The sequence below is a fragment of the Bradyrhizobium sp. genome (assembly GCF_049581145.1).
GTDB lineage: Bacteria > Pseudomonadota > Alphaproteobacteria > Rhizobiales > Xanthobacteraceae > Bradyrhizobium.
On record NZ_JBAURI010000930.1, the window covers coordinates 1 to 11,911 of the forward strand.

Below are 11,911 nucleotides of genomic sequence, written 5' to 3' on the forward strand. Positions count from 1 at the left end.
TGGCTGCGCGATCCCTACACGATCTACGCCAAATATATCCTGAGACTGGACCCGCTCGATCCCGTCGACATGCCGCTATCGGCGGCCGATCGCGGCTCGGCGATCCATGACGCGCTCGGCGAGTTCACGAAGGAGTATGCGGCGAGCCTGCCCGACGATCCGGCGCGCGCGCTGCGCCAGATCGGCGAGACATATTTCGCGCCCCTGATGGAGCGTCCCGAGGCCCGCGCCTTGTGGTGGCCGCGGTTTTTGCGAATCACGTCGTGGTTCGCCGATTGGGAAATCGCGCGGCGCGAGGCCATCGCCGGCATCGAGGCCGAGATCAGGGGCGAGATCCCGATTCAACTCGACCATGCGCGGACCTTCGTGCTGTCGGCGCGCGCCGACCGCATCGAGCGCCGCCGCGACGGCACGTTCGCGATCCTCGACTACAAGACCGGACAGCCGCCGACCGGCAAGCAGGTGCGGATGGGGCTGTCGCCGCAGCTCACGCTGGAAGCGGCGATCCTGCGCGAGGGCGGCTTTGCCGACATTGCCGCCGGCGGCTCGGTCGGCGAACTGGTCTATGTCAGGCTCTCCGGCAACAATCCGCCGGGCGAACAGCGGACGCTGGAGCTGAAGATCAACAAGAGCGATGCGGCGCAATCCCCCGATGACGCGGCCGACGAGGCGCTGGCCAAGCTCGCGGCGCTGATCCGCCAGTTCGAGGACGAGAACCAGGCCTATACCTCGCTGAACCTGTCGATGTGGGCCAACCGCTACGGCGCCTATGACGACCTCGCCCGCATCAAGGAATGGTCGGCGGCCGGCGGGTTGGGGATCGAGGAATGGTGAAGGCGCCGCGCCCGATTCCCGATCTGGTTCGCGCGACGCAGGCACGCGCGTCGAACCCGGCGGCATCCGCCTTCGTCTCGGCCAATGCCGGTTCGGGCAAGACCCATGTACTGGTGCAGCGCGTGATCCGGCTTTTGCTCGACGGCGTGGCGCCGGAAAAGATCCTCTGCATCACCTTCACCAAGGCCGCCGCCGCCAACATGGCGGAGCGGGTGTTCACCACGCTCGGCCATTGGGTGACGCTCGACGATGCCGCGCTCGATGACGCGATCCGCGATGTCGGGATCGCGCAGCCGACCCATCGCTTGAGAAAGATCGCGCGCGAATTGTTCGCCAGTGCGCTGGAGACGCCGGGCGGATTGAAGGTGCAGACCATCCACGCGTTGTGCACGCGGCTGTTGCAGCAGTTTCCGTTCGAGGCCAACGTGCCGGCGCGCTTTGCCGTGCTCGACGACCGCGACCAGACCGAGATGATGGAGCGCGCCAATCTCAGGGTGCTGCTCGAGGCCTCGCGCGACCCTCAGAGCGCGACCGGGCGCGCGCTGATGACCGCGATGGCCAGCGCCGCCGACGTCACCTTCAAGGACGTCGTGCGCGAGGCCTGTCTCAGCCACGATCATTTCATGGCCTGGACCGACACGGCCGGCAGCGCCGAGGCGGCGGCGGCCCAATTGTCCGCAGCGCTTGGCGTCGATCCCGAAGATCGCATCGACACTGTCGAGCGCGAGATTCTCGATGGGACCCATCTGCCGCGCAGGCGCTGGCCGGAGATCGCCGATGCGCTCGATGCCGGCAGCAAGTCGGACACCGAGCAGGCCGCGCGGCTTCGCGCGGCATTCCGGTCGACCGGCGCCGAGCAGGTGGACGGCTATCTCTCTGTTTTTCTCACCGACGACAAGGCGCCGCGCAAGTCGGTCCTGACGAAGCGGTTTTGTGACGGCAATCGCGCCATCGCGGGGTGGTTCGAGGCCGAGGCGTCGCGCCTCCCGCCGCTGATCGAAAAGCGTCGCGCGCTGGTTGCCCGCGACCGCACCCGGGCGCTCGTGCACATCGCGACCGCGGCGGTCGCGAACTACCGGCGGGAAAAGTCCGAGCGCGGCCTGCTCGACTATGACGATCTGATCGACAAGACGCTGGCGATGCTGGAGCGCGTCTCGTCCGGCTGGGTGCATTACAAGCTCGACCGCGGCGTCGATCATGTGCTGATCGACGAGGCGCAGGACACCAGTCCGCGGCAATGGGACATCGTGTTCCATCTGATCGCCGAGTTCACCTCCGGCGCCGGCGCGCGCGACGGCACGGTCCGCACCATCTTTGCGGTCGGCGACGAGAAGCAGTCGATCTTCTCGTTCCAGGGCGCGGAGCCACGCCAGTTCGACCAGCGCCGCCGCGAATTGCAGCGCCGGTTCGTCGCCGCCGGGCTGAGCTTCGATCCGGTATCCTTCACCTATTCGTTCCGTTCGGGACCTGCGATCCTGCAATCGGTCGACCATGTGTTCCGCGACCAAGCGATCTATCGCAGCATCCATGCCGAGACGACCTATCCGCTGCATCATGCGCTGGCCGACGCCGGGCCGAGCTTGATCGAGCTCTGGGAGCTCGCCGAAGCCGACGACAAGGCCGACATCGAGGGCTGGCGCGCGCCGTTCGACGGCGTGGCCATGACCAGCCCGGAAGTGAAGCTCGCAAGGCGCATCCAGGCCGAGATCAAGCGGCTGGTCGAGTGCGGCACCATGACTGGGCACGAAGGCGGCCGCCGGCGGCTGCGCTTTGGCGATGTGCTGATCCTAGTGCGGCGGCGCGGCAACGCGTTCGACGCGGTGATCCAGGCGCTGAAGCACGCCAATATTCCGGTCGCCGGCGCCGACCGGCTCAAGCTGACCGAGCATATCGCGATCATCGACCTGATGAACCTCGCCGATGCGCTGCTGCTGCCGCGGGACGACCTGGCGCTGGCGACAGCCTTGAAGAGCCCGCTGTTCGGCCTGACCGACGACGATCTGTTCGAGCTGGCCTGGCAGCGCGAGGGCTCGCTGCGCGCGGCATTGTCCCGGCAGGCGACAGCCAACGGCAAGTTCCAGGATGCGCTGCGGCGCCTCGCGCAATACGAGAACCGCTTTGCGCGCGAAACGCCGTTCGCGTTCTATGCCTGGCTGCTCGGCGGCGACGGCGGCCGCAACCGCATCCTGCGCCGGCTCGGGCACGAGGCCAATGACGCGCTGGATGAATTCCTCGAGCTGGCGCTGAACTATGAAAGGAAGGCGCCGGCCTCGCTGCAGGGTTTTGTGGCCTGGTTGCGCGCAGCCGATACCGAGGTGAAGCGCGACATGGAAATCTCGCGCGACGAGGTCCGGGTCATGACCGTGCACGGCGCCAAGGGACTGGAAGCTTCCGTGGTGTTCATGGTCGACACCACCTCCTCGCCCGCCGACACGCAGCGGCTGAAGCTGATTCATCTGCCGGCCGGCCAAAGCAGCGAAGTACAAGGCGGCGAAGTCGTGGTCTGGGCCGGCCGCAAGGCCGACGATCCGCAAGCGGTGGCGTCGGCCCGCGCCGTCATGCAGGACGACACCGAGAACGAATACCGCCGGCTGCTCTATGTGGCGATGACGCGCGCCGCGGACCGGCTGATCGTCGGCGGCTGCATGCCCGGCAACATGAAGAGCGTGCGAAGCCTCTGCTGGTACGATCTGGTCTGCAAGGGGCTGGCCAATTCCGGATTGCAGGAAGAGACGATCGCGATGCCGGATGGCATCGTGAAGCGATTTTCCCGGCTGGAAGACGCCGGTGCGCCTGCGGGCGCGGCTGCGGTGTCGCCTGTAGCAAGCGCGCCTCTAGCCTTGCCAGCGTGGCTGCGCACGCCCGTTGCCGCCGATGCTGCCGCTCCGGACCCGCTGCGCCCTTCCGAGGCCGCGAACACCGGGCGGCGCGAGATGAAGCCGGGCGAAACCATCGTGCAGCGCCGGCAGGCGATGCAGCGCGGGACGCTGGTGCACCGGCTGCTGCAATCGCTGCCCGATATCGCCCCCGAGCGGCGCGCGGAGGCCGCGCAAAAATATCTCGTCCGAAACGCGCAAGACTGGAGCGAGACGGACCGCGCGCTGTTGGCGGAAACGGTTCTGGGCCTGATCGGCGATATCCGCTTCGCGGCGGTGTTCGGCGCAGGCAGCCGCGCTGAAGTCTCGATCGTCAGCCGGCTCGAGCTGGCGGGGCGGCTCCGCGCGGTGTCGGGCCAGATCGACCGGCTGGTGGTGACGCCGGACGAGGTCCTGATCGTCGACTTCAAGACCAACCACAATCCCCCGTCCCGCGTCGCCGACGCGCCGTCCGCCTATGTCCGGCAACTGGCGCTGTACCGCGCCGTGCTGCGGCGGCTTTATCCCGACAGGGTCGTCCGCGCGGCGCTGCTCTGGACTGAAAGCACTGAATTCATGGAGATTTCTGCGCCCGCGCTGGACGCGGAACTGGCATCCGGGGATGCCAACTTGACCCGGCATAGCTCCATTCATAGGTTTCGTTCATGATCCCGGCGCGATTCCTCGGGGAGCCGCGCCTTATCCCTTCAACCGAAAGAGGTACTTCCATGGCCGTTGGCAAGGTTTCTGACGCCGATTTCGAAGCCGAGGTGCTCAACGCGACCGGGCCCGTCGTGGTCGATTTCTGGGCCGAATGGTGCGGCCCCTGCCGCATGATCGCGCCGGCGCTCGACGAGATTTCCGGTGCGATGGGCGACAAGGTCAAGATCGTGAAGCTCAATGTCGACGAGAGCCCGAAGACGGCATCGAAATACGGCGTGATGTCGATCCCGACCCTGATGATATTCAAGGGCGGCGAAATGGCCTCCCGTCAGGTCGGCGCCGCGCCGAAGCAGAAGCTGCAGCAGTGGATCACCGCCGCGGTGTGATTGCTTCGGGTGACAATTTTATTCGAGACGGCCGGCGAAATGCCGGCCGTTTGCGTTGAGGTCACATGTTTTTCATTTGGTGAGTTCTGGGTTTGCCACCGCCCCGCCGCAAGTCCGCAAAAACGTCCGCCGTCCTGATGGCGATGGAGGCGCGCTCCGTCGACGCGATCCCGCGCGGCGCGGAATGGCAGTACGAGCCGAAATGGGACGGGTTTCGCTGCATCCTTGCGCGTCACGACAACAAGATCGACCTCCGCTCCAAATCCGGCGAGGACCTGGCGCGATACTTCCCCGAACTGGTCGAGGCCGCGCTGCGGCTGAAACCGGCGCGGTTCACGCTGGACGGCGAGATCGTCGTGCCGCGCGGCAAGAGCTTCTCCTTCGACGACCTGCTGCAGCGGATCCATCCCGCCGCAAGCCGCGTGCAACGGCTGTCGCAGCAGACGCCGGCGCTGTTCATCGCCTTCGACCTGCTCGCAACGGAAAAAGACGCAGAGTTGTCGGCCCAACCGCTTGGCAAGCGCCGACCGGCGCTGGAGCAGTTTGCCAAGACGTCTTTCAAATCGAACCGGATGTTCCGGCTATCGCCCACGACCGCAAGCTATGCCACCGCCAGGAAATGGCTGGAAAAATCCGGCGGCGGCTCGGATGGCGTGATCGCCAAGCGCCTCGACCTGCCCTACCAGTCCGGCAGCCGCGACGGCATGCAGAAGATCAAGAAATTCCGCAGCGCCGATTGCGTGGTCGGCGGCTTCCGCTACGCCACCAACAGGATCGCGGGCCGCAAGGTGATCGGCTCGCTGCTGCTCGGTCTGTACGACAAGGACGGCCTGCTGCACCATGTCGGCTTCACCTCGGCGATCAAGCAGGACGAAAAGCCGGCCTTGACGAAAAAGCTTGAGCCGCTGATCGCAGCTCCCGGTTTCACCGGCAACGCGCCGGGCGGCCCGAGCCGCTGGTCGACCGCACGCTCGGCGCAATGGTGTCCGTTGCAGGCAAAGCTCGTCGTCGAAGTCTGCTACGATCATTTCTCTGGCGAGCGGTTTCGCCACGGCACCTCGATCCTGCGCTGGCGGGTAGACAAGGCGCCGCGGCAGTGCGGCTTCGATCAGCTGCAGCAAAAGGCGGCTGATCCGATGAAGCTCCTGGCGCAAGGACAGCGGGCCAATGGTCGCGCGGATGCCGCCTCTACATGATCCAGCCCGTCGCCAGCGCGGAGGCCAATTCGGGCTGGCCGTTGCGGCGCGCCAGTGCGGCCATCGCATCGTGATCGTAGGGCACGTACCGGAACGTCACGCGCCAGCCTCCCTCGGGCCCTTCCAGGATCGCATAGCGCGCGTCTGGCGTGCCGGCTTCCATGACATGCGGGAACGGGTGAACGTCACGGTAGCCGGGCGAGCCAACACTGCCGGGATTGACGATCAGGCGACCGTCGGCGAGTCGTACCTTGCGCGCGATATGGGAGTGGGCGCAGAGCATCAGCGGCTGCGCGATGTCACGGGCAGGCTGCTCGATCGCATCCGGCGATGCGAGCCGTACCGTGCCGTCCGGCAAGACCGTCTCCAGCCAATAGACCTCGTCGCTGCCGGGCGTCGCATGGCAGAGAAAGACGCTTTCGCGATACACGCGCGTCGCCGGCACCGCGCGCAGCCAGTCGAGGTGGCTGGCATCGAGCTGCGCATGCGCGGGCCGGTCCCACGACCCCATTTGCTCCGGCGGCCGATCGATCAGATAGCGGTCGTGATTGCCGAGCACATGAACGGCGTCGAGCGCCATCAAGGCGTCCATCGTACGGCGCGCGTCGAGCGGACCGCTGGCCATGTCGCCGAGGTTGATGATCTCGTCGATGCCTTGCGCGCGGATATCCGCGACGACGGCTGCCAGCGCCAGATAGTTTCCATGGACATCGGCGATCGCGGCAAAGCGCATGGGGTCCTAACCAGGCGGTGTGCCGTTGAGCGCGAGCGCGGGGCCGGCGAGATAGAGCGAACCCGTGATCAGGATGCGCGGCGGAACCTCGTAGGCGAGGTTCGCCAGCGTCCGCAACGCGGCTTCGATCCCAGCGGAGAGCTCGACGCGCATACCGAGCGCGCGGGCCGCGTCCGCCAGCCGCTCCGGCGCCATCGCATTGTCCTGGTCCGGGACCGGGACAGCGATGATGTGGCGGGTCAGTCCGGCGAAGTTTGCCAGAAAGCCTTTGGCATCCTTGCTGGCCATCATGCCGGCAATCACCACCAGCGGCCGTGATACCCGTTCTTCGAGATCGCCAAGGGCTGCCGCGGCGACACGACCGCCATCCACGTTGTGGCCGCCGTCCAGCCAGATCTCGCAGCCCGGCGGCCCCCAATTGAGCAGCGTCCCCGCCGAGAGCCGCTGCATCCGCGCCGGCCATTCGGCATTGACGATGCCTTCATAGGCCGCATGCGAAAGCCTGAACGTTTCGATCGCGCGCAGCGTCGCAATGGCGAGGCCGGCGTTCTCGAACTGGTGCCGGCCGAACAGTTTTGGCGCGGCGAGGTCCATCAGGCCGCGATCGTCCTGATAGACCAGCCGGCCGCGCTCGACGCCGACATGCCATTGCTGGCCGGCCGCATGCAGCGGTGCGCGCCGGCACCCGGCCTCGGCTTCGATCACGGCCATGGCCTCCGGCACTTGCTCGGCCACGATGACGGGCACCTCGCGCTTGATGATGGCGGCCTTTTCGCTTGCGATCGCAGCCAGCGTACTACCGAGATATTCGGTGTGATCCATCCCGATCGGCGCGATCACCGATGCCAGCGGCCGCTCGATCACATTGGTGGAATCGAGCCGCCCGCCGAGACCGACCTCCAGCAGCAGCACGTCGGCCGGATGCTGCGCGAACAGGCAGAATGCCGCGGCGGTCTTGGCCTCGAAGAAGGTCAGCGGCGCGCCAGCATTGATCCGCTCGCAATGATCGAACGCCGTCCGCAACGCCTCATCGTCGACCAGCACGCCCCCGCCGGCGCGACCCAGACGAAAACATTCGTTGATCCGCACCAGATAGGGCGAGGTATAGGCATGAACGCGCAGGCCCGCAGCTTCCAAGATTGCGCGCAGATAGGCGACCGTTGAACCCTTGCCGTTGGTGCCGGCGACATGGATCACCGGCGGCAGACTGCGCTCGGGATGATCGAGCCGGGCGAGGAGCTGATGCATCCGATCGAGACTGAGATCGATGCGCTTTGGATGGAGCGCGGACAGTCGCGCGATCAATTCGTCGAGCGAGACGACAGCTCTGGCGGCGGGCGCGTTCACGCGTGCGGCGCTGCCGGCGCGAGTTCAGGGACGGGCGCGGTCTCGGCCGGCGCGGAAATCATCAGCGGTTTCGGCGCCAGCTCAAGAGCGGGCGACCTGGTCAACAGGCGGCAGAGCCGCGCCAACGTCGGGCGCAGATCATGACGATGCACGACCATGTCGACCATGCCGTGATCGCGAAGATATTCCGCGCGCTGAAAACCTTCCGGCAGCTTCTCGCGAATGGTCTGCTCGATGACGCGTGCGCCGGCAAAGCCGATCAGCGCGCCAGGCTCGGCGATGTGGACGTCGCCGAGCATCGCATAGGAGGCGGTGACGCCGCCGGTGGTCGGATTGGTCAGCACCACGATGTAGGGCTGCTTGATCTCGCGCAGCATCTGGACCGCGACGGTCGTGCGCGGCATCTGCATCAGGGACAAAATGCCTTCCTGCATGCGGGCGCCGCCGGAGGCCGCGAACACGATGAAGGGCGATTTCTTTTCGACAGCGAGCTCAAGCCCGCGCACGATGGCTTCACCGGCGGCCATGCCGAGCGAACCGCCCATGAAATCGAAATCCTGCACCGCGATGACGATAGCGGCACCTTCGAGCTTGCCGTAGCCGACCTTGACGGCGTCGTTCAGCCCAGTGCGGGCGCGCGCGTCCCTGATCCGGTCGGCGTAGCGGCGTTCGTCGCGGAACTTCAGCGGATCGGGCGTCACCTCCGGCAGCGCGATGTCGTACCAGGTCTCGTTGTCGAAGATCGATTTCAACCGTGCCACCGCGCCCATGCGCATGTGATAGTTCGAGCCGGGGATGACGAACTGGTTGGCCTCGACATCCCGGTAGAACACGAGCTGTCCGGAATCCGGACACTTGATCCACAGATTCTCTGGCGTCTCACGCCGCAGGATGTTGCGGATTTTCGGCCGGACGACATTGGTGAGCCAATTCATGTTTCGCTCCGATTTGCGAGCCCGACCCACGTCTCTCTTGGGAGCCGCCTAGCCTATATGGCGGCTGGGCGGCGGCCCGGCAAGTCAAAGGCTGTCTCCGACGGACTATTCCGCAGCCTGCCTAGCACCCCGGACACCCTGCGCAAGGGCGAAGGCAAGATCGGCGACAGCGCCAACGCTCTTCGCCGTCGCACGGCCCTCGCCATCGAGGCTGCCGCGCAAGGCATCGACCAGGGCGGTTCCAACCACCGCGCCATTGGCGTGTTGCGCAATCGCCCGCGCCGCTTCCGGCGTGCGGATGCCGAAGCCGACGCAGACCGGCAGATCGGTATGCCGCTTGATGCGCGCGACCGCGTCGCCAACCGCGCTGGAATCGGCGGAGGCGCCACCGGTGATGCCGGTGATCGACACGTAGTACACAAAACCCGAGGTATTGGCGAGCACGGCGGGCAGCCGCTTATCGTCGGTGGTCGGCGTCGCCAGCCGAATGAAATTCAGTCCGGCCTGCAGCGCCGGCAGGCAGAGCTCGGCGTCTTCCTCCGGCGGCAGATCGACGATGATCAGCCCGTCGACGCCTGCGCTCTTGGCATCGAGGAGGAATTTGTCCACGCCATAGATGTAGATCGGGTTGTAGTAGCCCATCAGCACCAGCGGCGTCGCTTCGTCTTCCCTGCGGAAGCCGCGCACCAGTTCCAGCGTCTTCTTCAACGTCATGCCGGCCTTGAGCGCGCGCAGCCCGGCGGCCTGGATCGACGGCCCATCCGCCATCGGATCGGTGAACGGCATGCCGATCTCGATGATATCGGCACCAGCCTGCGGCAGCGCCCTGACGATTTCGAGCGACGTGGCGGGATCAGGATCGCCGGCCATCAGGAAAGTGACGAAGGCCGAACGGCCCTCTTTCGTCAGTTGCGCGAAACGCGCGTCGATACGGGTCACTTCTTTTTCTCCCGCAGGATATCGCCGACTTGCGGCACGTCCTTGTCGCCGCGACCGGAGAGATTGATCACCATCAGATGGTCCTTCGAACGCGCCGGCGCGAGCTCCATCACTTTGGCGATGGCGTGCGCCGGTTCGAGTGCGGGGATGATGCCTTCGAGCCGCGACAGCAGTTGAAACGCGGCGAGCGCTTCGTCGTCGGTCGCCGAAAGATATTTCACCCGGCCGATCTCATGCAGCCAGGAATGCTCCGGTCCGATGCCGGGATAGTCGAGCCCTGCCGAAATCGAATGAGCGTCCTGGATCTGGCCGTCGTCATCCATCAGCAAATAAGTGCGATTGCCGTGCAGAACGCCCGGCCGCCCACCCGCGATCGAGGCGGCGTGCAATTGCGTCAATCCGTGGCCCGCCGCCTCCACGCCGAAAATCTCGACCGTGGGATCATCGAGGAAAGGGTGGAACAGCCCCATTGCGTTGGAGCCGCCGCCGATGCAGGCCACCAGCGAATCCGGCAGCCGCCCCTCGGCCTCCTGCATCTGCTTGCGCGTCTCGGTGCCGATCACCGACTGGAAGTCGCGCACCATCATTGGATAGGGATGCGGACCGGCGACGGTGCCGATGCAGTAGAATGTATCGTGCACGTTGGTGACCCAGTCGCGCAGCGCCTCGTTCATCGCGTCCTTTAGCGTCCGCGTGCCCGATTGCACCGGAACGACCTTTGCGCCCAGCATCTCCATGCGGATCACGTTGGGCTGCTGCCGTTCGACATCGACTGCGCCCATATAGACCACGCATTCAAGGCCGAACCGCGCGCACAGCGTCGCGGTCGCGACGCCGTGCTGGCCGGCGCCGGTCTCGGCGATGATGCGCTTCTTGCCCATGCGCCGCGCCACCATGATCTGCCCCAGCACGTTGTTCACCTTGTGCGAGCCGGTGTGGTTCAGTTCCTCGCGCTTGAAATAGATCTTGGCCCCCCCGAGATGCTCGGTCAGGCGCTCGGCGAAATAAAGCGGCGACGGCCGGCCGACATAGTCGCGCAGATAGCCGTTCATCTCAGTCTGGAACGCAGGATCAGCCTTGGCCTGCGCATAGGCCTGCTCCAGATCGAGGATCAGCGGCATCAGGGTTTCCGCGACGAACCGTCCGCCGAAAATGCCGAAATGGCCGCCCTCGTCGGGGCCGCTGCGGAAGGAGTTGGGAAGGGCTTTGGGCGAGGCTTGAGACGAGGCTTGGGTCATCGAACGGTCAACTCTTCGGTCGCGCGTGCGGCGCGGATGAACTGGCGGATCATTTCGGGGTCTTTCACGCCGGGGGCGCGCTCGACCCCTGAGGAAACGTCGACGCCGCTCGTTTGGGTCACACGAACCGCTTCCGCGACATTTTCGGCAGTCAAGCCGCCGGATACCATGAACGGCAGGCCGCTCTCGATACCTTTGAGCACATGCCAATCGAACACGGCGCCCAGGCCGCCGGGCCTGGTCGCGTTGTTGGGCGGCCGGGCATCGAACAGGACGCGGTCGCAGACCGCGGCATAGCCGGGCAGGCTTGCAAGATCGGCCGCGCTTTCGACCGCGATGGCCTTCATGACGGGAAGCTGGAACCTCTGCCTGATGTCGCGCACGCGCGCGACCGATTCATGGCCATGCAACTGCAGGATGTCCGGCTTCAGCGTCTCGACGATATTGTCCAGCGTCACATCGCCGGCGTCGACCGTCAGCGCGACCTTGACGGCCCGTCCCTTGGCCTGTTCACCGAGGGCCCGCGCGGCCTCGAGGCCGAGATGGCGCGGTGACGGCGGGAAGAACACGAACCCGACCATGTCGGCGCCAGCAGTGAGTGCGGCGTCGAGCGTCTCACGGGTGGACAGGCCGCAAATTTTGACAAGCAGGGACATGGTCTCTTGGGTCTAAAGGAAAAGAAATCGATGCAGCGGGCGGGTTCTACAATGTCGCGCCCTGCTTGTCTCGCCTGGTAGCCCCATACAGGCCGGCTTGCGCCGGCACTGGGAGTCGCTGCGCGTCGC

The 11,911-nt window shown here is 65.9% G+C and carries 10 protein-coding genes; 4 read left to right on the forward strand and 6 right to left on the reverse strand.

The genetic code is table 11. From position 1 onward, the window contains the following. The 4 genes from WCB02_RS30435 to WCB02_RS30450 form a co-directional block, all read left to right on the forward strand. Positions 1-834, forward strand: an 834-nt coding sequence (locus tag WCB02_RS30435) for a PD-(D/E)XK nuclease family protein (RefSeq protein ID WP_423963845.1), incomplete at its 5' end; no start/stop codon positions are given. Then, positions 828-4,358 (forward strand): double-strand break repair helicase AddA, encoded by a 3,531-nt coding sequence (gene addA / locus WCB02_RS30440; RefSeq protein WP_423963847.1) that lies wholly within the window; start codon positions 828-830, stop codon positions 4,356-4,358. The genes WCB02_RS30435 and addA, both read left to right, overlap by 7 nt. Before the next feature lie 59 nt (positions 4,359-4,417). Further along, complete coding sequence (trxA, locus tag WCB02_RS30445; protein WP_027538091.1) at positions 4,418-4,738, forward strand: thioredoxin; 321 nt, start codon at positions 4,418-4,420, stop codon at positions 4,736-4,738. Between the two features lie 143 nt (positions 4,739-4,881). Then, on the forward strand, positions 4,882-5,934 hold the full coding sequence (locus WCB02_RS30450) for an ATP-dependent DNA ligase (protein ID WP_423963851.1): 1,053 nt from the start codon (positions 4,882-4,884) through the stop codon (positions 5,932-5,934). On the opposite strand, the gene WCB02_RS30455 is transcribed toward WCB02_RS30450, so the two are convergent. From WCB02_RS30455 to WCB02_RS30480, 6 genes are all read right to left on the reverse strand, one after another. Then, entirely contained in the window at positions 5,927-6,667 is a 741-nt protein-coding gene (locus WCB02_RS30455) for a metallophosphoesterase family protein (RefSeq protein WP_423963853.1), read from the reverse strand. The genes WCB02_RS30450 and WCB02_RS30455 overlap by 8 nt on opposite strands. A gap of 6 nt (positions 6,668-6,673) precedes the next feature. Further along, the gene (locus WCB02_RS30460; protein WP_423963855.1) at positions 6,674-8,014 is read right to left on the reverse strand and encodes a bifunctional folylpolyglutamate synthase/dihydrofolate synthase; all 1,341 of its coding nucleotides are present in this window, start codon (positions 8,012-8,014) and stop codon (positions 6,674-6,676) included. Beyond that, the gene (accD, locus tag WCB02_RS30465) at positions 8,011-8,949 is read right to left on the reverse strand and encodes an acetyl-CoA carboxylase, carboxyltransferase subunit beta (RefSeq protein WP_423963857.1); all 939 of its coding nucleotides are present in this window, start codon (positions 8,947-8,949) and stop codon (positions 8,011-8,013) included. The genes WCB02_RS30460 and accD overlap by 4 nt, the downstream gene beginning before the upstream one ends. A 105-nt stretch (positions 8,950-9,054) precedes the next feature. Beyond that, complete coding sequence (gene trpA, locus WCB02_RS30470) at positions 9,055-9,888, reverse strand: tryptophan synthase subunit alpha (RefSeq protein WP_423963860.1); 834 nt, start codon at positions 9,886-9,888, stop codon at positions 9,055-9,057. Continuing rightward, entirely contained in the window at positions 9,885-11,126 is a 1,242-nt protein-coding gene (gene trpB, locus WCB02_RS30475; protein WP_423963863.1) for a tryptophan synthase subunit beta, read from the reverse strand. Before trpB ends, trpA begins: the two co-directional genes overlap by 4 nt. Beyond that, the gene (locus WCB02_RS30480) at positions 11,123-11,782 is read right to left on the reverse strand and encodes a phosphoribosylanthranilate isomerase (protein WP_423963865.1); all 660 of its coding nucleotides are present in this window, start codon (positions 11,780-11,782) and stop codon (positions 11,123-11,125) included. The genes trpB and WCB02_RS30480 overlap by 4 nt, the downstream gene beginning before the upstream one ends. Between the last annotated feature and the right edge of the window lie 129 nt (positions 11,783-11,911).

Excerpts from the sequence above, each read along its gene's own strand:
- WCB02_RS30450 (WP_423963851.1), top strand. The coding sequence starts at position 4,882 with ATGGAGGCGCGCTCCGTCGACGCGATCCCGCGCGGCGCGGAATGGCAG.
- accD (WP_423963857.1), bottom strand. The coding sequence starts at position 8,949 with ATGAATTGGCTCACCAATGTCGTCCGGCCGAAAATCCGCAACATCCTG.
- trpB (WP_423963863.1), bottom strand. The coding sequence starts at position 11,126 with ATGACCCAAGCCTCGTCTCAAGCCTCGCCCAAAGCCCTTCCCAACTCC.
- trxA (WP_027538091.1), top strand. The coding sequence starts at position 4,418 with ATGGCCGTTGGCAAGGTTTCTGACGCCGATTTCGAAGCCGAGGTGCTC.
- WCB02_RS30455 (WP_423963853.1), bottom strand. The coding sequence starts at position 6,667 with ATGCGCTTTGCCGCGATCGCCGATGTCCATGGAAACTATCTGGCGCTG.
- addA (WP_423963847.1), top strand. The coding sequence starts at position 828 with ATGGTGAAGGCGCCGCGCCCGATTCCCGATCTGGTTCGCGCGACGCAG.
- WCB02_RS30480 (WP_423963865.1), bottom strand. The coding sequence starts at position 11,782 with ATGTCCCTGCTTGTCAAAATTTGCGGCCTGTCCACCCGTGAGACGCTC.